This is a genomic window from Psychrobacter sp. 1Y1 (genome assembly GCF_051847395.2).
Taxonomy (GTDB): Bacteria; Pseudomonadota; Gammaproteobacteria; order Pseudomonadales; family Moraxellaceae; genus Psychrobacter.
Genome location: NZ_JBPYDF020000001.1, coordinates 1,862,109 through 1,885,797 on the forward strand (window position 1 = coordinate 1,862,109; position 23,689 = coordinate 1,885,797).

The 23,689-nt window shown below is 45.6% G+C and carries 9 protein-coding genes; 7 read left to right on the forward strand and 2 right to left on the reverse strand.

Annotated elements, in window-relative coordinates:
• Positions 1 to 99 precede the first annotated feature (99 nt).
• The 7 genes from ACS8FA_RS21720 (at position 100) to ACS8FA_RS21750 (ending at position 19,545) form a co-directional block, all read left to right on the forward strand.
• A complete protein-coding gene (locus tag ACS8FA_RS21720; RefSeq protein WP_439265558.1) occupies positions 100 to 2,442 on the forward strand; it encodes a circularly permuted type 2 ATP-grasp protein in 2,343 nt (780 codons plus the stop codon).
• An 86-nt stretch (positions 2,443 to 2,528) separates the two neighbouring features.
• Positions 2,529 to 3,314 carry a transglutaminase family protein gene (locus ACS8FA_RS21725; RefSeq protein WP_101205892.1) on the forward strand — a complete coding sequence of 262 codons (786 nt, stop codon included), beginning with the start codon at positions 2,529 to 2,531 and terminating at the stop codon, positions 3,312 to 3,314.
• 42 nt (positions 3,315 to 3,356) lie between these two features.
• On the forward strand, positions 3,357 to 4,097 hold the full coding sequence (locus ACS8FA_RS21730) for a proteasome-type protease (RefSeq protein WP_179799172.1): 741 nt from the start codon (positions 3,357 to 3,359) through the stop codon (positions 4,095 to 4,097).
• A 594-nt stretch (positions 4,098 to 4,691) separates the two neighbouring features.
• Positions 4,692 to 8,093 carry a BRCT domain-containing protein gene (locus ACS8FA_RS21735; RefSeq protein WP_439265560.1) on the forward strand — a complete coding sequence of 1,134 codons (3,402 nt, stop codon included), beginning with the start codon at positions 4,692 to 4,694 and terminating at the stop codon, positions 8,091 to 8,093.
• A gap of 71 nt (positions 8,094 to 8,164) precedes the next feature.
• The gene (locus ACS8FA_RS21740) at positions 8,165 to 15,856 is read left to right on the forward strand and encodes a HEAT repeat domain-containing protein (protein WP_439265562.1); all 7,692 of its coding nucleotides are present in this window, start codon (positions 8,165 to 8,167) and stop codon (positions 15,854 to 15,856) included.
• Positions 15,853 to 18,102 carry a hypothetical protein gene (locus tag ACS8FA_RS21745; protein WP_439265564.1) on the forward strand — a complete coding sequence of 750 codons (2,250 nt, stop codon included), beginning with the start codon at positions 15,853 to 15,855 and terminating at the stop codon, positions 18,100 to 18,102. The genes ACS8FA_RS21740 and ACS8FA_RS21745 overlap by 4 nt, the downstream gene beginning before the upstream one ends.
• 3 nt (positions 18,103 to 18,105) lie before the next feature.
• Positions 18,106 to 19,545 (forward strand): reverse transcriptase family protein, encoded by a 1,440-nt coding sequence (locus ACS8FA_RS21750; protein WP_439265566.1) that lies wholly within the window; start codon positions 18,106 to 18,108, stop codon positions 19,543 to 19,545.
• Between the two features lie 93 nt (positions 19,546 to 19,638).
• Here ACS8FA_RS21750 and uvrA read toward each other — a convergent pair whose 3' ends face one another.
• On the reverse strand, positions 19,639 to 22,206 hold the full coding sequence (uvrA, locus tag ACS8FA_RS21755) for an excinuclease ABC subunit UvrA (protein ID WP_439265568.1): 2,568 nt from the start codon (positions 22,204 to 22,206) through the stop codon (positions 19,639 to 19,641).
• A gap of 237 nt (positions 22,207 to 22,443) precedes the next feature.
• Positions 22,444 to 23,688 (reverse strand): DUF819 family protein, encoded by a 1,245-nt coding sequence (locus ACS8FA_RS21760; protein WP_439265570.1) that lies wholly within the window; start codon positions 23,686 to 23,688, stop codon positions 22,444 to 22,446.
• Between the last annotated feature and the right edge of the window lies 1 nt (position 23,689).

A 23,689-nucleotide genomic window follows, 5' to 3' on the forward strand; every position in this document is an offset into this window, starting at 1 on the left:
ATAGACTACCTGTTGGGCGCAGTACAAGTGCTACTCTACTTAGCATAGACAGTGTATTCATCATAAAGTATAACTTTACCAAGGATACGTGAGGTATTTATGAATAAAACAGCATCTCAAAGTCAGTCTAAGGATGGAAACCCAGACAAAGAAAAATCTGCAAATCAAAGTCAGAGTCAGAGTCAGTCCATTAAAGCAACCAGAACCGATACCACAAGTCCTCATTCAACGACGGTCACAGACACCTTAGCAAATCCTGAGAAAAAACCACAAAGCTTCGATGAGCTACAGATAAGTAAGGGTAAGTATCGCCCAGTGGCACAAGCTGTTGGTCATTGGCTTGATAATATCAACATGGATGCCCTCAATTATTTAAACGAACAAGCAGAAAATATTTTTTACCGTAAAGGGGTCACCTTTACCGTCTATAGCGATGCCAAAAACATCGAGCGTATGATTCCGTTTGATATTATTCCACGCATTATTGCAGCAAGCGAATGGCAACAAATAGAAGCAGGCTGTAAACAGCGTATCACCGCTCTCAATGCATTCTTACATGATATCTACCATGACCAAGCCATCATGAAGGCAGATATTGTCCCTGCCAGCTATGTCTATGCCAGTGGCTGCTATGAGCCATGGATGATGGGCATTGAGCTCGATAAACCTGTCTATTCGCACATCAGCGGTATTGATTTGATTCGAGACGAGACAGGTAAGTTTTGTGTGTTAGAGGATAACCTGCGTACCCCATCAGGCGTCTCATATATGCTTGAGAGTCGCAATATATCAGAGACACTATTAGCTGATATATTTACTGAAACGCCTATTATGGGTATTAGTGATTATCCTAGCCGTCTCAAGGCCTGTCTTGCCAGCTCAACATCCAAATATGATCCACAAGTCGTCATTTTAACGCCAGGTCGTTTTAATAGTGCCTATTATGAGCATGCCTTCTTAGCGCATGAGATGAATGTGCCACTCGTCCATGGGTATGATTTGGTCGTTGAGGACAGCAAAGTCTATATGCAAGGTATTCGTGGCAAGGTACAAGTCGATGTGATCTACCGCCGCATTGATGATCCCTATATTGATCCGTTAGCTTTCAAATCTGATTCCATATTGGGTGTGTCAGGGCTAATGAGTGCTTATCGTGCTGGAAACGTGGTGATTGTTAACGCTCCAGGTACAGGCGTGGCCGATGATAAGAGTTTATATCCTTTTGTACCAGATATGATCAAATTCTACTTAAATGAAGAGCCCATCCTACCTAATATCGAGACATACCAGTGCCGTAAGCCCGACGATCTCAAATATGTACTCGACAATCTAGACAAGCTGGTGGTAAAAGAAACACAGGGCTCAGGCGGATACGGAATGCTCATTGGTCCGACATCAACCAAAAAAGAAATCGAAGAATATCGCCTGCGTCTGCTTGAAAACCCAGCCGGTTTTATTGCCCAACCGACTATCTCATTATCTACCAATCCCACTGCCGTAAGCGACGGTATCGCACCGCGTCATATTGACTTGCGTCCCTTTATCCTCAGTCATGGTGATGGCACAGTAGATATTGTACCTGGTGGTCTGACACGAGTGGCCATGGTTGAAGGCTCTTTGGTCGTCAATTCATCCCAAGGCGGCGGTATCAAAGACACTTGGATTATTGATGATAGTGATTTAGACAGCCAGCAGACCGACAAGTGCTCGCCTTTATCATCAATAGGTGTCAATGCTTCAGGGCACGCGAACTACTATGATCGCGTCCAGCCCTTAGAAACAGGTTACGAGAGTTTAGATGATGCGCCCATGATACTGCTACTCTCTACCGCCAGCCACTTGATATGGCTAGGCCGATATAGTGAGCGTCTGTATTACTACGACGATGTTATGAAACAACTTATCAAAGGCGATCTCAAAAAATCACAGATCAGACATCTAATTAGTCATTTAGGGTTTGCCGTTGATGGTGAAGTGTCACTGACCACCATGAAAGCACAAATGATGGCTGATTTGGAACAAAACATCATACCCAATATCGTGCAATCGATTGAGGATAATGTCCAAGAGGCCAAAGGTGTCATTGGTAAAGATACTGCTGAGTTATACAACTTGATCAAGCGTTTATCGAGTGCTGGCACGTATCGAGCAGCGACCTTGCAGCTACACGCGTGTAACGCTGCGATGAAACAAGAGAATCCGACAGTGACTTGCTTCTGGCAATTGGGGCGTCACTTTGAGCAGCTTGAGCGTGCCGTCTTGTTGGGAGAGGATTCAACAGAGATCAGTTTTGAATTCAGACATTGGATTAATGAGTTGCCGGAGAATACGCGCTGGCGTGAGCTTATCCGCTTGACCAACCAGATGATCAGGTCAAAGAAATTTAGTGATTTTGCGCTGATTAGCAAGGAGTTCAATCTCATACTGCGTCAAGGTGTATAGAAGGTGTCTAGCCAAAAACCAATAGCAATGGCTCATGAGACATATGGAATAAACAGAAAGTAGAAAGATGCTATAAGGAAAATGCCATGAAACTTCAAATCAGTCACCAAACCAACTATTATTACGATGAGCTAGCGCAGCGCAGTGTACAGTATATACGCATGACCCCCATGCAAATGCCGCATCAGACCATTCATAAATGGGATGTCATGCTCCCTAAAGTGGCGACTAACCAAAAGGATGGCTTTGGTAATGCATGGCTCACGCTCAGTCGTAACGAGGCACATAACAACTTACAAATGCAGGCGTCGGGTATCGTTGAGATCAACACCGAAACCGAACGTTTAGAGGATATGGATCATGTCCCCTACCTGCTATTTACCGTACAAACCCCTTTGACCAAATGCTCACAAGAGATGCGAGAATTTGCAGCACCATATCTGAAAACCCCTACTCATGACAGCTTAAAGGCGATGGCGAATGCCCTTATTATGAAAATGCCTTTTGTTAAAGACGTCACACATGTGGGCACAACTGCTGCTGAGGCGTTTGCGACAAGTGCCGGTGTGTGCCAAGACCATACGCATGTATTTTTAGGTATCTTGCGCGATCAACAGATTCCAGCGCGTTATGTGTCCGGTTATCTGTATGACGATACCGAAAATCACATGGCCAGTCACGCATGGGCTGAGGTTTGGCTGGATGGTTACTGGTATACTTTTGATATCTCAAATCAGGCGTTTACCCCAAACTCACATGTGTATGTGGCTATTGGGCGAGATTATCTAGATACGGCGCCTGTTCGCGGCGTGCGTATGGGCGGCGGTTACGAAAATCTTTACAGTTTGGTATTAGTCAAAAAGCTATCATAGCGTTTGCTATTTTTTATTACGTTTATTCATCAAGGGTATTTTATGACTTATTGTGCTGCCATTCGTCTAAAAGACGGTATGGTCTTTGCCAGTGACACGCGCACGAATGCCGGTGTTGATCACATATCGACATTCAGAAAGTTGTATCAATACGGCGTTGAAGGCGAGCGCTTTATGGTGCTACAGACAGCTGGTAGCTTAGCGACATCGCAGGCAGTGTTCAATAAACTACAAAGCGACATTGACCAGCGTGCTGAGAGTAACCTCAATACAGTAGCGACGTTGTTTGATGCCGCGCAAATGGTTGGTGAATGTATGCGTGATGTTATGAACCATGCAAAAGCAGTCGCTAACTCTACTCGCGATGGTGCATTTACCAGCTCGTTTATGCTTGGTGGTCAAATAAAAGGACAGCCACCTGAGCTATACCTGATTTATCCTGAAGGCAATTGCATCAAAGCCACTGAAGATACGCCCTTCTTTCAGTTAGGTGAAAGCAAATATGGCAAACCTATTTTGGATCGTTCTGTCAGCTACAACACGGATGTAAGGCACGCGGCACGTGCGTTGATGCTGTCATTTGATTCCACGATTCACTCAAACCTATCAGTCGGTATGCCGATAGATTTTGTACTTTATAACAATGACAGCCTAGCTCTGCCAAACGGCCGACGTATTGATGAGCGTGACGAGTACTTTAATACGATTCGTCATCAATGGTCAGATGCGTTACGTCGCACTTTGGTTGAATTGCCTAAATGTCCTGATGGTTATTGGGGATAAATAGCTCCGTATAAAATCATATTTTTGTACTGAAAAGCCCTTTGTGACAGACAAAGGGCTTTTTTATTATCAACTAATAATCAGGCAATAAAAAACCGGAGTAGCGCTGAATAAACAGCCCTACTCCGGTTTTGCTCTAAAGGCCTTGAATGCCATCATTCAATTGTTGTGTAATCTACCTCATGACCTGGTACATGGAAGACTCACTGGACTGCACCTAGATAAAGGCCCTAGTGCATTAGCTCAATCACGATTGCGTGATTGCGCCAGCGAGCTAATGACACTAGGGCCTTTATCTAGGTATTAGCAGGACTGAAACAGTCTTCCTTGGGTAAAATGTAATGGCTTGACTCGTGGACGACGCAACGTCGCCCCTCACCGTAAACGGTGAAACGCTAAATCTCACAACTCGTTAAGTTTGCCTCATAACAATTATTATTGTCAATATATAATTGCAAATAAAATCGTGCGCGACGCTATATGTCGCAGCCCATATATTTCCTTACAAAAGTCCTTGATATCTTCTGTGAAACGCGCTTTTATGGTGCTACAAAATTACGCGCACTGACAAAATAAAAATTAAGGCAAATTTCTATGAGTCTGTCATTTTCACAAATTCAGCAAGCTTGGCAAGTCCAAGATCCAAGTTTGGTCGATAAATTATGTACATTGGCAACTCAAGCTGTTGCGATTCCTGAAACACCCATCCCTGAGCATGAGCTTACTTTTGATCGGTTTTTAGATAAGATGTTTAGTCATCAGTTTCGGGAGCAACACCCCGAAGTACAGTTTGCAGAGCGTGTGGCAATGATTGCCAAACTGGAAGCAGACGAAGGCGTTTACCCCCTCCCAGATCGCTACAAAATCCATATAATACTGACCGCACTGTGGGAGGATGGCAGCGCGTATTCTAGAACTATTTTAAAACGAGCCATTACGGATTTGCCAGTCAGCTATGGTGTGTGGAAGGGTTTAAAGCGTATTTATAAGCAAGCTGAATTTTCTCAAGATTATGAGATATTTGGACAAATAGCTGCCAAGATTGATTTACAGCGTTTCAATCAAACCGCCAACTCTGCGGTCAGCCTAGCCACCAAAACCTATATGAGCCTCAGAGCCTGGCGTTATTTGCGCCAGCTAGGACAGCAAATGCCAATTGGCTACATTGATGCCGCCGTCTCTGTACTCGCCAGCTATGACGAAACCATGACGGCAGGCAGCCTTGAACAAACGAACAGCTGGGTACTTAATCATATCTGTTTCCATAACAGTCTTGATTATGGCGTCAATCGATTCAGCAGTCGCTCACTTCGCAAGCTCTTTGATGCCAAAGGTCGCGCGTTTTCTGAGGCGTGGCAACGAGACCCTGAACCACTTATTCAGCTATTGGCCATCGCCAAAAACGAGGCTGTCAGACAGTTTGCAACCGATAGCCTAAAACACGACTTTAAGACCCAATTACGTGATGTGAGTGGTGAAACGCTACAATATTTATCTGCCGGACAAGCACATAGCAAAGCGCGTGATGAGATGATTGTTTGGCTATTAGAAAACGCACCGCATTTTGAAAAGTCTAAATTTCAAACATTGGGCTTGCATCAAGTGGTGCTACAACTACTCCATTCACACTATCCTGCCGCCTATCAATATGCGATTGGCTATGCCAAAAGCTATGCTCAAGACTTATCGCTCACTGAGCTGATGTTACTGGCCATGTCAGATTATGAACCTGTTAGAGAATTTGCCATCAATAGTATCCTGAGTCGTGACCCTGTTGCTGATATTGGTGTCAACGGTTGGTGTCAGCTATTAGATACCGAACATCACTATCAAACCGCGAGCAAACAACTTAGCAAACACTTTACGAGGCGCGATTTAACCCCTGAATGGTTTTTTGAACGATTGACTAGCGGCAAAACACACAGCGTAAAATTTGCCATAAAAAAACTACCTGAGCTCTATAGTGCCAAAGAGCTAGGGACTGAATACTTTATTCGCATTGCCCAGCAGTTAGATATACCAGAGCAACAGGACTTCTCTGCTCATAATGACAGTTACTGCATGGACTTTGCGTTGGACCAGCTCAGACGTTTGGATTTGAGCCAAGTAAACGCTGACGTATGGCAAATACTGCTATTACATCCACTATCGCAAGCGACTATTACCGATTGGTTTGATGAAGATGTACTGTCAACTGCGACGCTTGATATGAGCTATTGGCATGCACTTGCCTATGAGCCTGATTGGCAAGTGAGTGAATATATTGAACAATTAAAATCTGCTGACACTCCTATTAAAAACTGGCAAAAGCACTTGGCCTTTGATGAGTACTTAGCAGAAAACGTGCGGGATTGGCTGTCTGATGTGCGTCGGTTTGCGCCGATAGATTTAGGTTTCGACTGGCTTATGAATCTTGCGCATAGCGAACAAGCACTCTATCGTGAATTTGCGATTGAACGCATTAACAAAGGGTTCTTGCCTGCCGACTTTGTCGCATATCTTGACAGCAATGAAGGCGACTCTACTGACAACGCTTCCAGTAATGGCACTGACAATAAAGACTCAAATAGCGATGCTGCTACTGAAGTAGATTTAACCGGCCAACGCTATTTATTCACGGGCAAGATGCAAAGCATGACTCGTGGCGAGGCCGAAAAAGTTGTGAAAGCGGCTAATGGTGCTATTAGCAGCGCCGTCAACGGCAAGTTAGATTACTTGGTCATCGGTGATGATGGTTCACCGTTATACGGTAATGGCCGTAAAGGTAGCAAGCAAGTTAAAGCCGAAAGCTTAATCGCCGATGGTGCGCCGCTAAAGATTATTTCCGAAACCGCCTTTTTACAGATGCTGAGCGGTCAATCGAGAGATGTGTCTGAAGACGATACTTTTGCAGGTGCCAATGCACTGTGGCATATGGCAACAGATGACGCGACTGCACCTATCAGTGAGCTTGCGATCAGCTACCTCAGTCATCATCATGAACAGATTTGCATGGCATTGACAGACAGACCAGTCGATCCCGATGCGATTATTCCTTCTTCGTTTTTTGATGCGGAGCGTGTCATTCCTTTGTTGCAACACCGTAGCAGCCAGCTGCGAGCATTTGGCTTGTTACTGAGTGAGTATGAGATGGCGACATGGCAACCAACGCCAGCCCTATGGCTGATGATGGCAGAATCTCCCTATACGGATATCACGCAACTGCTGAAGCGTGCGCTATTGGATAAGCCATCCGTTGCCAATCGACGTTATCACGTTCAGTCAGCACAATTGAATGCTGGCATGCTGAATGCGTTGATTGAAAGCAAAGCGCGAGTCGCTCGCCAAATCGGTATCACCCTACTACAGCGTCATGCCAGTTTCCAAGATATGCAGTCTTTATATCGATTGACCCAAAGCACAGACCGAGAAGTACGCTATGCTGCTGTGACCATGCTATGGAAACACTACAAGGCGCGTCACGTGTCTCCAAACTGGCAACCAGCCAGTACCGATAGTAAAGATAAAAAAGATGCTGCACGAGATAAAGACAACAGCGCTCAACCAGTCTTAACAGAGCAGTCAGATAAACGTTTGGCAAGCTTGCCTGCAGAAGTTGATCAGCTACTAATGCTGCTACGCCGTGGTCTCTTTGAGCTACCACCTGGTCGTCTAGGCGGTTCGCAAGAGCCAAGTACTAGTGACAGTAATAAGCAAAAATATCAACGCTATTCAGATAAGCGCTCATCATCACAGTCATACGAAGTAGCTGAGTCAGATAGCAATATCACGCTAAAACCCATATCTGCGAGTCGTGCCAAATTGGCGTTGATTGAAACGTTCCGTGATGTAGCATTGGCTGACAGTACCTTTGCAGCGCTCATTATGTCCACACTGTTCACCTTTACGCACTCGGCAGGCAAGATGGAGCGTCATGCGTGCTTAGTTGCCGTCACACGGTTATTGCATCGCTATCCTGAGCTATCTAAAAACCTGCAGCCAGTGGTCTCTGCTTGACGGCTTTGGCAAACAGATATAGATAAAAGATACTTAAAAAAATATGACGTCACCTCAACTGAGATAACACCATGAAAACAATAACACTCCCCTATTGGGGTCAAATTATTGGCTTAGTCAGTAAGGCCAACAGCACCCAAGCGGCAACTCAAAAGACAAGCAAGCAAGATGGGCGCAGTCTTTTTATTACTCGCCAGCAGCGAGCATCTGCTACGGTCTTATACGTCCTTGATCAACAAGGTGAGCAATTTAGCCTATCGACAACTGCGCTGCCTTGTGCGATGCAAGCGATCACCAAAATAGATGACAGCACTATTGTTATGATTGGTGATGATGGTCATCTTTATCAAACGGATTGGCAAGCAAAGAAAGTTAAGAAGACCAGTGCTACATCCTTGTTCGATGCACCTAAAAATAATAACGATGATATAGGCCGTGCCGTAGCAATGGCACAACTACAAGATGCCTTGGCTATCTTATATCCAAAATACATTGTGGTATGGCCTTATCAGGACAGTCAAGCCAGCAGTACTGTCATCGTTGAGCCTTACTCGTCTTCTATAGCAGCATCAAGTAAGGAGTCTGCATTAACAGCGCTAGCAACCTCAAGTGATGGTTCGTGGTTAGTCGTGGCAGATAAAACGGGAGATGTTAGTAGCTATCAATGGACCTCAGATGGTGTCCAGCTCAATCTAAGTAGCCGCAAACAGCTCCACCAAGGTAAAGTGAACGCGCTTTGTTTTGAGCCAGTCGGGCAGCACTTCTTCTCAGCAGGCGCAGATAAGTGCTTATACCGTACTCATGTCCAAGGCGATCTGCACCCTGTTGATAGAGCCAAGTCTAGCCAACACAGCGAAATGATCACGGCGCTTTGTGTCTCAGACACACGGTTGTTCACTGCCGCTGATGACAAGAGTGTTAAATCATGGGCATTTGATAAAGGTCAGCCAAACAGCTGTAAAGAGGATCTAACCAAGGCTCGACAGATCGTCTTATCTTCTTATGCTGAACAACCAACGCTCATCGTCGTAAGTGCCGATCAGAGCTTACGTTTCATACCTATTGACCATACTAAAAGCCCGTCACAGAATAGTACGTCACAAAACAGCAAGCTGCTGCCAGTCACTTATATCATCAAAGACGGCTATCAAAGAATCGGCCAATTACTGACAGATACTTCAAACAATAATGATGTGTCGTTTAAAGAAGGTCTAGCGCTGCTACAGGCGCAAGCCGATAACCAAACATTAGAGCTGGTTAAAAAATTACTTGCAGATAGCGACACACTCACGGCCAACCAAGCATTGCAATTGGTACAGTGGGTTGCTACTACTAATCTTGATAAAACTGCACAGGTTTTAGAGCAGCAACTAAGCTCGGCGCACAGTGCAAAAGTACGTCTTGCTGCTTTTCATGCCTTGGCCGACCGTGCAAGTACGGCGAAGCGCCCGCTGCATTATCTAGAAGAAGCCTTTAAAAATCGTTACTACGAAGAAATGGTGGCTTCTGCATTACAAGGTTACCTAAAGGTTGCGATGAAGGATGCTGCGAGCCAGCGCAGAATTTTACCTGTTTTAAGAGAGGCGTTGTCACACAGTTTTGCAAATATTCGCAAGCAAGCATTGGCCTCCCTTGAGACCTTATTGTCAGATAACAGCCCTCAAGCAGATTTGATGGCATTAGACTGCAATCAGTCAGACATTGTCCAATCAGGGCTGATTCGTCTGTATCAGCGCGGCATGCTAAATCACCTTGAAGTCTCGCGTCAATTGATGCTGCTACAGAACCATCGTAATACAGAGATTAGGCAAACGGCGTTTTACGTCTCATTGCTTTCTCAGCCCAAGTTAATAGAGGCGTTGAAACAGCAAGGTGACACGCAAACATTGCGTACCCTATCTGATTTTGATGACTTTCGCTTACTGCGCGGCACGCTACTAGATAATGCTAGCAGCACAGCGGCAAATGATAAGAGTGTTAAACAATCAGAATCCGATGAGGCGATCCGTTTAACCTTATCTACGCAAGATTTTATCTCGCAAGCAGATAGTACCCAAGCATCTAAGTCTAAAAGTAAGGCTAAAACGGCCAAATCCAAGAAGCCTGTTGCTGAATCTATAAAGCTAAGCAATGACACGTTAGAGCCATTATTACAAAGCTTAAGCAATAGTCACGAAGATATCAGTTTCCGAGCGGCTTATACGCTGGCTTGCCTACAAGACAAACGAGCGTTTGGCACCCTGATTAGTCTAATGAGCCATGATGACAGCGCCATCATCCGTGCTGGTGTGGCCACCGCGCTTGGTCATTTAAATATAGAAGACGGCAAAGCAGTCCTACCGACATTACTAGATGATAAGGACGCTGGCGTGCGCCAAGTCGCCATGCAAGCCTATGGCAAGTTAGCAGACAATGCACTGTCTTGGGCAGCGACGGGTTTTGCTTCTAAACATCAAGACATTCACGAGCAGTCTTTAGCACTGTTTTTAAAGCATGTTGCAGCAGATAGCGCAAATAGTAGTGATAGCAGTGATAAAAGCACTCAGATGTCGTCAGAGATGACAGACATACTGCTACAGGCATTGAATAATCCTTTTACCAGTATTCGATTAGAAGTGGTTAAAGTTCTATTAAACCGCCAATTTAAGCAGTCATCTGACACTATTTCTAAAAATTTTTCTGACAGTGCTATCGTTGACATTATTGAGCTATTGCAGCAAAGCCTCTTTGAAGACGTGCATCAAGTGGCGATAGAAGAATGGCAACGACTGCTGCTAGCGATGAATTCGAAGCATAAAACGAATAAAGCCAATAACACTGAAGAAACGAATCACCAAAAGACCAATCAAGCCGTCTTAACCTTGTTTTTTGCAGATACGTTTGCCGCTATCCGTAAGCAAGCCTTTGACATCGCACTTAAGCAAAGCAAGCATTTAGGGTTTGCTGACGTAATGCTGAATGCGCTTGCCAGCCCTTATGCTGATACCAAGCAACTGGCCTTTACGACAGTGCAAGCCAGAGCGAATACGACTCAGCTGACACAACTGATGCCAGCTCTAGTGGCCATGTTCGCTGATGACAGTATTGAGCTGCGTAAACAAGCCTTGGCGGTCGCTTTGGCGCTGACAGACTTACAGCCTACTATTTTAGCGGATTACAGTAGCTTAGATGATAGTAGTACCGATGATCAATCGAATCATCATGAAGCATTGATTGCCGCAGCCTTAAACAGCCCTTATCCTGACATCCAGCTAACAGTCGCGCAACTACTGGCCAGCCAATCACGCCTATATGCTGACGAAGAACAGGCACAGCGAAGTGATGAACAAGCGTATCAAGTCTTTAAACACTATCTAGAGCTGCCTATGCCCCCTCAAGGCAAGAAAAGTGACAGCTATACCCAGTGGCACAGTCATATAAGCCAAGCGCTGTATGGCTTGTCTAAACTGGCATACCCATCAAAGCATGATGCGCTAGGTTGGTATGCTAAATATCTACATCACCCTGATGCTGATTTTAAACCTCTTGCACCAAAACTCACGCAAATAGTCTCTCTTGAAGACGTTGATCTACTGGTGAAATGGCAAAAAGATGAGCGCGACATTATCAATCAATCAGCCAGTTTGTGTTTGGCTATTTTGGGTGATGCTCGCGGGCAGTATTTCCTTACTCATGACATAAGAGACGAAACAGACAATCTGAGTACGCTTGTTGCACCGATGACGCCTATTCATTGGCTTCAAGCGCAGCACGGTTTAGGTATTACACATGCACGGCAATTACAGCCTTTGTTTGAGTCAGAGTCCTATGCCGTAGCAGCCAGACTGTTATTAATATTTAACGACTTAAAAGTTGGCTTGCAAGGTGGCAGGCAAGTTCCTGAAACGACCGCTACTAGCACTGGTCGACCTAACCGACTGATAGAAGCATTAAGCTTTGCTGATAATGACACGGCAGTAGTCTACGCCAATATACTCGCTCGTTACCCGAATGACGTACAACAACGCAATAACCAGCAAGCACTATCGTCAACGTGGCAGTACCTAAGTGATTATTTGTCACGTCAATTAGGCAGTATTTTATCCGCTCACTCTGAAGTCATTACGATGATGATAGATGCCATGCCAAACACGGCAGATAAAGGTGGTGTTAAAGGACAGTCGCATAATACATCCTCTATCCGAGCAAGTATCCTGACAACCGTCAGTACCGAAAACTTACAACAGCTCGCCAACCTCAGTCGACATCAGCAGCCATTGGTACGCGCACAAACCATTAGTGTCATTTGCCACTTATCTGAATTACTCGCTCATGATTATTATGACGATGAGGACGATGTTTTTGAGACACTACAAAAATGGCAACGCAGTTTACAGGCCTTGTTAAGTGCTCACCCCGTTACGGCCACCGTTAATGAGGTAGCAGGCGATGCACAAACAGTCGATAGCTCGCCTACTGACAAACAAGACTGTCAGGAAGTGCATTATCCATACCAGTCCCTTGCTTTTGGCGCTTGGATTGGCGTCATACGCGCAGGCGATGATTATTATGCTAATAGCAGCACCACAGACCAAGCCATTCGAGGGCTAATGTGGCTTGCTACTCAATCATCGCAGCTTAACACTAATAACGATGAGGACTGGCGAGACAGTACCAGTCGCGTGTTGTTGCCACTACTCAACCACAGTAGTTTTGACACTCGTGAGTTGGCTTGGGCATGCTTGTATAAGCTAAACATGCCTGCCAAAAAGCTGGCTGACTATGCCATGAGCACGCCCTACCGTGACATGGTCAAACGCGGCTTGGATCTATTGTTAGATACCGCAAATAACAATGCCGTACGGCAGCAAAGCAAACCATCAGATACAGCGACTGTCAGTAGTAGCACTGATCAACAACTCATTGATTTGTTAAAAACCAATAATCACACCTTAGCAGAAGAGACCTATCAGCTGCTAAAAAGCCGACTAGGCCATCTGCCAGCCAGCTTGCTTGGGCTACAGACTTATTGCCAGTCGTTACTGCCTCAGATCGTTGCTGAATGGAAACAAGTCATCGTCACGCCCTTTGCAAACAGTCAGTCGCCGTCAGTGCAACGTCAAGACAAACTGACGTTTTTGCTGCATGCTGTGAAGAGTGATGATTGGAATGCAAAATATCAAGCACTGAGTCAACTGGTCGAGTTTCATGACGTACTCTTTGCAGACAGCACGCTATTTGAGAGCTTATTTGATTTTGCTGAAGATGCTCAAGCGAGTAATGAGAAATACCGTAGCTGGAATTTGCTTGTCGATGCACTCACCTCGTACCAATTCATCAATAAGAACACTTTAGAGGGTCGTTTAAATAGCAGCTTTAATATTGCGACTGCTGAACAGGTCGCCAATGAGGCGCACTTACGATTACTAGCCTTACTCGATGATCCACATATCAACAAACCTAAGCAGTTTATTTATAGTGATATCGCTGACCTGCGTAACACAAATCTCGTGGCGCCATTGCTACAACGTTTAGAAAGTCTGTTTGAGCACACGCCGCAAAAAAATAAAGAAGAGCGTAAATATTTATTTGATACCTTAGTAAAAATCAGCGGTTACGATCAAAACATCGATGACTATCTAGATGAGCGTGAAGACACGCGTTGGTTACAACGTCAGCACCCTAGGGACTCGCAAATCTTGTTGTCACTGTTTACGACCCTTATGAATCATAGTGATTATGCGCTTGCCGCACAGCTATTACCGTCACTGGCATGGGTACAATCGGACGACAGCGATTTATCCTCGCGCATTGATAGCGCTTTGGCGCTAGCCTACGAGCAGATGCCAGCTAAATATATCTTTAAGTTGGTTGAAGCACTGGCATATCGTGCCAAAAGACGACACGGCAGCATTGCCTCATTACAAAACGCCCTGCGTAATAAAGACGCTGATGTGCAATTTGCCGCGGCTGAAGGACTGGCTAAGTGCGGTCACGCTGATGGAGTCAACATCTTGATGGCCACGATCGATTACAACCCTGATGCTGAGTTCCGCAGCTGCAGTGTATTAGCCATTGGCGAGTTGCTAGGCAGCAATAACAATCAGAATGCTGACTCGCCTAATGCTAGCTCGCCTGTGGACAATGCTGATAACAACTTACAGGTTCATACCTTATACAAAGCCTATGATAAGTTAATCAAACTGGCCGAGGACGACGAGCACTACTTACAAGACGTGGCCAGTGAAGCTTTAGGTCGCCTTGCACAAGGTGGTGACTTTGAGCATAGTCCGCATATTTTTGAGCTATTAAAATCGCACTTGTCAGACCCCGCAGTCCATTTCACCAATCCCGCCATTGTCCATTGGTTAAATGGACTGCGCTGGCTTAACACAACGCCTGCTTGGGAACAAATCCGCAGCTATATCCGCACTCATATCGATAAAGCCATATTCTTCCGTCCACAAAGGCATGCGGTATGGCTACTGCAGATGAATGATAACGATGCCAATAAAGCATTAATTTTAGATATCTTAAAGCAAAACAACCTAGATCGTGCTGTGCTCATGGTGGCTTATACTGCGGCACAGAAAACCTGGGGCAGACTCGCGTCGCAGATTTATCCTTATGATTGGGCAGCCATCCAAAGCCATAATGATGACTTTATAGAAGAGACGGAGCGTTTGAGCCTAAAGCGTATTATTGATAATAGCAGCATCGATGAGCTGGCAACATTTATCACGCAGCATGGTACGCAGTTGCCAGCCGATACCTTGATGGCACTGCAAAATGCCATTATGGCCAAGCAAGATATGCCAACATCACAGCTTACCGCGTTGATTAGTAGTAGTAATCCCCTGACACAGCATATTGGACTGTGCTATCTGACCCAGTATCCAACCAGCTATCTTGATAAAGAGATGGTTGCGACGTTGCAGCAGCGTTTTGAAACCGCCAGCGAGCAATGGCATACGCTGATCGATACCATCAACCGAAGTCCGACTACTATCAGAAACAACCAGTGGATTGATATGGTTGAGCAAGTATGTACTACCATCTCGCAACTGGTGTGGTTAATCATACGTCATATAGCCATTACAACTGCTAAAGGTGCTATCGATAAAGCGGCTACTAAGCAAATCGCGGCAATGCTTGATTGGCTCAATGGTGTTCGTCAATCATTGACCATCACCTCTATTCCACTGCTCTCTACGACTGTTAGCGGTTGGTGGCAGCAAGCGCTGTTGGCACTACTGGCCAGACCAGTCGCTGAAGATAAAGTGCTATCAAGTATCTTGCCAACGTTGAGCGTTGTCTCGACAGCAACTCAATCGCAGCTCACTTACGACAGCCAAGCCTTGCTAGGAACTGTGATTACTCGTATTGAACAAAGCGGTACATCTACCCAAAAATCCATAATAACGGTAGTAAAGAATGCGCTGAAACATAAGGGCTCGTCTACCGAGATACCAATCAATCAACAGCTGCTACAGTGGATCAGAGCCAAAGACGCTGACGCACTCTATCATTGTGCAAGTAATGACAACATGGAGCTGACGGTTCGTATCCGTGCTATCGAAGCGCTTGGACAGCTACATGATCCAAATATTGAACAATGGCTGACGACGCTCATGGCACATGAAAATTCAGACATTCAGAAGCTTGCTTATAAAGTACTACGCCGCTGGCGGCGTGCCATGATACGAGCACAGCAAAAGCGTCCGTTGGCATATAGTCAGGACAGCAGTCAAAGAAGCAATCAGGGTGAAGGAGACAGTCAATGACTATAGATAATCAATTAGACCAAGCATCAGAAACAGAGTCAGAAGTAGCAAACACTGATGGCCTGATGATGCAGTTGGACTACGCCGCACCCAGCCAAATCAGTCAAGTTAACGAATCGTCAGACTCACTGTCGGAGGCGCAAACGACCGAACACACTCAGCATGTGGCACTATTTGCTCAGCTGAATCGATCGGAGGTTAACTTCCACGGTAAGGTAAAGTCTCCTCTTGTCTTTCGTGACAGTTTGCTAGCCTTATTTGATGTGGTCAGTAGTGATTATCGCTATGTGCCAAAAGACCGCTCAGCGTACACGGTATTTATGCAGATGCGCCGTGCCAGCAGCAATAAAAACCTGTTTACTGCGCAGCGTGATTATTTCACGTGGCTATTCAATAACGACCCACTGGCTTTTTGTATTTTGGACCCGATTATTCAGGTGCATGAGCAAGGTGTCAGCTTTGAGGTGTTTAGCCGTGATGAAGGCTGCTATGCCCAACTGACATTGACCAATGAAATTTTTGAGCAAAGTGCCGAAGCTACCCTTGGTACCACCAGTATTGATTACAGTACGGCTTTGTTTAACGGTATTGAGAAAATACGAGATCATCAACAAACGATATTAGATATCGGTCATGAAGCGGTCGGCTTACAGTTACTCGAGACTATGCCAGAGACGGCTGAAGCAAATACTGACAGCGCAGTAACTACGCCCACCGTAAAAAAACAGATCATAGAAAAGCGCATCAATGTGCCCAAAAGTTGGATCAGAGCACTGCTGCAAGTACAGTCTGCAGGTCAATTACCGCAAGACACCATCTATCTTGATCCAATCGCACTGTATAACGTGCTGTTTGAGCTGCGTATGCATGCTGATATCAAAGGCAAGCGCCGCGGACTGCTGATTGAGCTTAGACCTCAGCAGCTGCCGGTGATTATATTAGAGCCTTTTGACATCACTGTCACAAGCCAAGTCAGCCAACAGCAAAAGCCCTATCAAGGGAAACAAGCAAAGCTCATTCGCTTATGGGGTCGCCGTCGTCTGAGTCTATTGAAACGCCTGTTGCCACATACTGACAGCATTTCGGTATCGCTACTGGGTCAAGGCATGCCAAGCTACTGGACACTAAAAGGCAAAGGCTTTCATTTTACCTTTGCTATGACAGGCTTTAGCCAAGCCAACTGGTCACAGTCATTAAACTTTGACTTGTTACTACCCAAGCGCCCACAGCATAATACATTGGCTACCAATGAAAGCTTGTCAGACAGTAGTAAAGCAACCTTAGATGACAGCAATAATGATAGTAACGATGAGCATAATGGCTTGTCTGTATTAATTAAGACACTGGCAAATACTCCTAGTACTTTGAAAGGTTTGGTAAAGTCGTTATCAGCAGATGTTTCATTAACGTCTGTGCCTGTTTCTCGCCAACAAATCCAGCAATGGTTACTGTCAGGTACTCAGCAAGGCTTAATTCGCTATGAGATGGCGACGCAGCTGTATCACTACAGACCTTTGAGCCAAGTGCCGCTTGATATGGCACAGTTCGCTTATCACAATGAGGCAGAAAAGCAGGCTTTTGATTTGATGAGCCGTACGGATGCCGTGCAGAAATTCTCTGTTGAGACAGTCGCTGTCAAAGGTATTACCATTCGTGCAGATATTCATGTCGAAGAAGACAGACGCACTTATCACAGCCAGTTGCAATTAGGCGATGAAGGGCTAGTCACTAAGGCGGAATGCAGCTGTCCGCAGTACTTGCAACATCGTCTCACTCATGGTGTGTGCGCGCATCTTATTGCGCTACGACTTAGATATAATCAATACGACCCAAATAACACCGGCAATGACAGCTGGCATGACACTCGTGTCTTGAGTAAACGCGTACCGAGTAAGCGCTTTAATCAGCCTAAGAATAAAAAAGAAAGCGTACAAGTAGCATCCAATAGCTCGTTGATGACATTACCTTCTGCACCGACGCTTGATTTAACGGTCTTAGCCCAACCAGCTGCTCAGATACACGCGACTACAAGCGATAAGACACAAGCGTTAACCGCACAAGAGACCGCTATTGCTTATGTTTACATCACCATTGCCCATAAGAAGATTACCATTGAACAAACAATAGGTGACAAGGATACGCGCCAGCAGCTGGTGTTCAATCAGCCTGCCCAAGCCAAAGCCGCTTTTTTACAACATATTGCCAGATTTGAAGCCAAAGGCTTTATCGAAAACCAAGGGATGTAAGGTATGACCACACACACAGCCAACAATAACGATTACATCAGCCCTGAGCCAGTACCCACTCCTTTTGAGCGTCAGTGGCAGCAACTATGGCAAGATATTGAGCTAGCAGGCGGACGTTACCAATATGTTCAGCAGCAGCTGGTCAGTCAAGGCTTTATGGTCGAGCGTCAACCTGTCGATAACATGAGCCCAAAAGAACGGGATCGCTATAAAAAAGCCTTAAAAAAGGAAGCAGCTGAAGAAAAAAGTCTCAAAAAAGCTGCTTGGCAAGCATACAAAGCGCATCACATGGTTTACCTTGGTCGTCATGTATATTGGACGGACGATACCAGTATCGATAAGTGGGACGTAAAAGACGCGGCCAATCGGCTGATTGAAAACAAGCTGCCACTGCTGCGTAAACATAATGAGTTAGCAGAAGCGGTTAACCTTTCCATTCCGCAGTTAAAAGGATTGTGCTATCAAAGAGAAGTTGCCACCAATCTGTCTTATTCGCATTTTACTATTGCCAAACGCAATGGGACAGCACGTCAAATATGGTCGCCGATACCACGTTTGAAGTTTGTACAACGCTGGATTTTGCACAATATTTTGAATAACTTAACGACGCATGGTGCCGCCCATGGCTTTGTACGCGGAAAATCCATCGTGACCAACGCGGCAGTACATAGCAATAGTGAGCTGCTTATTAAGCTAGATGTCAAAGATTTCTTTCCTAGCGTGAGCTGGCGCCGTGTCAAAGGGGTCTTTCGTCATGCTGGCTACCCAGAGCAAATTTCGACATTACTAGCATTACTCTGTACGGAGTCCCCTAGGCAAGTGGTACAGCAAGATGGCGTTACCTACTATGTGTCATTGGGCGATAGAGCTTTACCGCAAGGCGCGCCTACCAGTCCGGCATTAACGAACATTGTTTGCTTAAATCTGGACCACCGCTTGACAGGGTTAGCAGAAAAATTGGGGCTACGTTATAGTCGTTACGCCGATGACTTGACCTTTAGTGTTCCTGCTATTGAAGACATCAAACCCAAATCGAAGGCTAAAACAACGATTAAAGCCACGACCAGCACCGCAAAGAAACAAGCCGATGCGCAGCACAACAGGCTAATCGGGCAACTGCTCGGCTCAGTCCATAAGATATTACGCGAAGAAGGTTTTGCGTTAAATAACGATAAGACACGTGTGATTCGTAAAGGCAATCAGCAACAAGTGACAGGCATGGTGGTCAATGGACAAGGCATACCTAGGGTATCTCGTCAGATTAAGCGCATGTTGCGTGCGGCCGTCCATAACCTAGAGACAGACGGCAAATTACGCGCAGATGAGACTTTAAATACGCTGTCAGGATACGCCGCTTGGATAGCCTCGGCAGAGCCAGAGCTAGGACACAGTTATTTAGCTAGAATTGAGCGTTTGCAAGTACAGCAAGAGACACCTGTATAGACATTTATTTATATTTATAAAAAATGAGTATTAGAAAATCCTATTTCTAATACTCATTCAAGTAAAGCATGTTAGCTCGGAACTATATTTTAATTAAACCGATAAGAACGCTGCAGTACGACTGTCTTTTGATTGGGCAACGTCATATGGCGTACCTTGTGCGACAATAACCCCACCCGCATCGCCCGCCCCTGGCCCAATATCTATAATCCAGTCACTATTGCTCGCCACCTGCATATCATGCTCAACCATGATGACGGTATTGCCCGCATCGACGAGACCGTTCAGCTGCGTCATAAGCATAGACACGTCAGCAGGGTGTAGGCCAGTGGTTGGTTCATCCAATATGTATAGCGTGTCGCCTCGCTGCGTGCGTTGCAGCTCGGTGGCAAGTTTAATACGCTGTGCTTCACCGCCTGATAACTCAGTGGCAGGCTGACCCAGACGTAAGTAACCAAGTCCAACTTGTAGCAACGCCTCTAATGCACGCAAAATAGGTGCCTCATCAGCAAAAAATTCGTGAGCCTTTTCAACTGTTAAGTTTAATACTTCAGCGATATTTTTATCTCGATAAGTGATTGCTAGCGTTTCTTCGTCATAGCGTTGACCATGACAAACCTGACAAGGCGCATAGACGCTTGGCAGAAATAACAGCTCAACACTGACAAACCCTAAGCCTTCGCAATTTGGGCAGCGACCTTTGGTCGTATTAAACGAGAACCTGCCTGCATCATAGCCATGAGATTTTGCTTGCTTAGTCGCCGCAAAAATCTTCCGCACATCGTCAAACAAACCCGTATAGGTTGCCAAATTAGAGCGCGGTGTACGACCAATTGCTTTTTGATTGATATTAATAAGGCGACGGACGTGCTCCATGCCAGCGATGATTTCACCGCCAGTTACTGACTCAAGCTCCTGCTCAAGTAAATCCGCTTCCCCAACAGGCGCTTCTGTGACTGTCTTCTGCCCCAACGCTTCATTGATAAGCTCTACCAATGCTTGGCTGACGAGACTTGATTTGCCTGAGCCCGAGACCCCTGTGACACTGGTCATGACCCCAAGCGGAAACTCAACGTTTAATCCTGTGATGTTATTTCGCTCGATGTTAGCAAGCTTAAGCCACTCTGTCGGCTGCCTTGTACTAGATTTTGACTGAGCGTGAGACGTAGCATTGGCAAAGAGATATTGGCTAGTATGCGACTGTTCAATCTCACGAAGTCCATCTATAGGGCCACTATAGACAATCTCGCCGCCATGCGTGCCCGCCTTTGGCCCAACATCGACTATCCAATCAGCATGCCTAATGACACTCACATCATGCTCAACAACAAACACTGAATTCCCAGCTGCGATTAGCTCATCCAATGCACCTAGTAATGCTTGAGTATCAGCGGGATGCAGACCTGCTGATGGCTCATCAAGGACATAGACCACGCCAAACAGCTGCGAGCGAATTTGAGTAGCTAAGCGCAACCGCTGTAGCTCACCAGGAGAGAGTGTCGGTGTGGTACGCTCAAGCGAGAGATAGCCTAACCCTAACCTTGTCAGCGCTTCAACACGAGAGAGAATATCACTGGCGATACGCTGGGCAACGATGGCTTTTTCACGGTTTGGTGTCTCATTAGCTACCTTGGTACGAGCAGTTGCCTTTAATTTTTCCGCCATTTCAGTTAGCGTTAGCTGTGACAGTTCACCGATATCGAGTCCGGCAAACTTAACCGATAGCGATTCTTTCTTTAATTTTTTGCCGTGACATTCAGGGCACTCAGATATCTGCATAAACTGCGAGACGCGTTTTTTAGTTCGCGGGCTCTGAGTGGTGGCAAAAGAGTGCAAAATGAAATTTTTAGCACTGGTAAAAGTACCCATGTAGTTTGGCTTTTCGCCCTTTTTGATCGCATCACGCGTTTGTTCAATATTGTATTCAGGATAGACAGGCACTGTTGGCGTATCATCCGTAAACAAGATCCAATCACGCGTCTTTTTCGGCAATGTATGCCATGGTTTATCAATATCGAAACCCAATGTGGTCAATATACGACTAAGGTTTTGACCTTGCCACGCTGGTGGCCATGCTGCAATCGCACGCTCACGGATGGTCTTGGTATTGTCTGGCACCAGCAACTCTTCAGTGACCTCAAATACGCGGCCAATACCTGAACAAGTTGGGCAAGCACCATCTGGCGTATTGGGAGAGAATGCATCGGCATATAGTATTCCTTGATCTGCCGGATATTCTCCTGCTCGTGAGTACAGCATGCGCAGGCCATTGGATATCGTCGTAACGCTACCCACAGACGAGCGCACTGAAGGCGTACCTCGCTTCTGCTGTAAAGCGACTGCTGGTGGTAACCCTTCTATAGAATCAACGTCTGGCTCATCGACCTGATCAATGAGTCGTCTGGCATAAGGCGATACAGAATCAAGATAACGGCGTTGTGACTCGGCAAATAGTGTACCGAATGCTAATGACGACTTGCCTGAGCCTGAGATACCAGTAAAGACCACCAAGGCATTACGAGGTAAGTCAACATCAACGTTCTTCAAATTGTGTACGCGCGCACCTCTGACCTGAATATTATCTTGGTCAGGGTTATAAAGGGTATTTCTCACTGTGCTTGTTTTACTTGTTTTTTCTTCTAATTTTTCTGAATTTGCCATAGCGTTATTGTTCCTATCGAATCGTTGTTTATTCCTAACGTGCTTAGTTTTCTTTACTTGATTAGTTGTCTTTATTTAATTAGCAGAAAGGTTAACACGTACTCATGTGTGGCCATGGCTAGGCTTACATATCAATAGCATAGATAGACAAAACGATAACTCAAGTCACCCAATCATTAATAATAAAAAACCCGCATCAAGGCGGGTTTTGTTTAGCAAGAACTGAAAATTTAGACATTAAGACACAACCAAGCGCATCAATTGGGTGCTGATATAACCACCAAATGTCCCTACTGCGTAACCTAAAATACCCAAGAACACGCCAACAGGCGCTAGCGATGGATGAAAAGCTGTGGCGACAATCGGTGCAGAAGAAGCACCGCCCGTATTGGCATTAGAGCCAACTGCCAAAAAGAAGAACGGTGCTCGAATGATTCTAGCAACGGCAAATATGATAACGACATGGATGCTCATCCATAGTAAACCGATAAGCAATAGTCGCCACTGTGAGACGATTCCAGCCAGATTGATTTGCATACCGATCGCAGCGATTAATACAAAGATAAATACCGTGCCGATTTTTGATGCGCCAACATGATCTAACCTACGTATCTTAGTAAACGAAAATATAACACCTATTACCGTAATAATTACCACCATCCAAAAGAACGAGCTGGCAAAGCTATATTGAACGGCCCAACTATAAGGCGCAAAGAACTCTGCAATCTGGCCACCGACAAAGTGCGCCACTCCGACCATCGCAAAGCATAAGCCAAACATCACCATCAAATCATTGATGGTTGCTGGGCGGGCATGATCACGCTCATAGCTCTCGACTGCTTTGACTACTTTATCAATACTACTCGTATCAGCTCGCAAAAAGCGGTCTATCTTGTCGCTATGTTTTGCCATGACCAAAATAGCCAGCAGCCACAATGAGGCATTGGTGGTATCGACCAAAATCATCATACCAAACAAATCATCACTGACCCCAAATAGCTCCTTCATTGCCGCTTGGTTGGCTGCGCCGCCGATCCAACTGCCCGCTACGGCCGAGAACCCACGCCATAACGTATCATCGGTAAACATCGCAGGCGATATCCACTTAGCGACTCCCAAACTGATCGGGCCACTGATGACGATAGCAATACTGGCAGCAAAAAACATCGCGATTGCTTTCCAGCCTAAGCCCAGTATTTTAGGCACATCCATGGACAAGGTCATCAACAGCAAACTTGCTGGCAGTAAGTAAGTGGCAGTAAAACCATAAATCTGCGAACCAATACCATCGGCAAACACGCCTAAGCTATTTAGAGTAGCTGGTATAAAGCAGCAAAGCACAATACCAGGCAATATGGCATAAAATCGACGCCAAAATTTACCCGGTAAGCCTTGGGTATAAAAAACCAGACCAATAATGGCCATGATGATGCCAAAGGCTAATGGCAAATTATCAATTGCTAAGTTTGAGGTGGCAGGCATC

Coding starts and splice junctions, on each gene's coding strand:
- ACS8FA_RS21740 (WP_439265562.1), top strand. CDS start 8,165: ATGAAAACAATAACACTCCCCTATTGGGGTCAAATTATTGGCTTAGTC.
- ACS8FA_RS21720 (WP_439265558.1), top strand. CDS start 100: ATGAATAAAACAGCATCTCAAAGTCAGTCTAAGGATGGAAACCCAGAC.
- ACS8FA_RS21730 (WP_179799172.1), top strand. CDS start 3,357: ATGACTTATTGTGCTGCCATTCGTCTAAAAGACGGTATGGTCTTTGCC.
- ACS8FA_RS21745 (WP_439265564.1), top strand. CDS start 15,853: ATGACTATAGATAATCAATTAGACCAAGCATCAGAAACAGAGTCAGAA.
- ACS8FA_RS21750 (WP_439265566.1), top strand. CDS start 18,106: ATGACCACACACACAGCCAACAATAACGATTACATCAGCCCTGAGCCA.
- uvrA (WP_439265568.1), bottom strand. CDS start 22,206: ATGGCAAATTCAGAAAAATTAGAAGAAAAAACAAGTAAAACAAGCACA.
- ACS8FA_RS21725 (WP_101205892.1), top strand. CDS start 2,529: ATGAAACTTCAAATCAGTCACCAAACCAACTATTATTACGATGAGCTA.
- ACS8FA_RS21760 (WP_439265570.1), bottom strand. CDS start 23,688: ATGCCTGCCACCTCAAACTTAGCAATTGATAATTTGCCATTAGCCTTT.
- ACS8FA_RS21735 (WP_439265560.1), top strand. CDS start 4,692: ATGAGTCTGTCATTTTCACAAATTCAGCAAGCTTGGCAAGTCCAAGAT.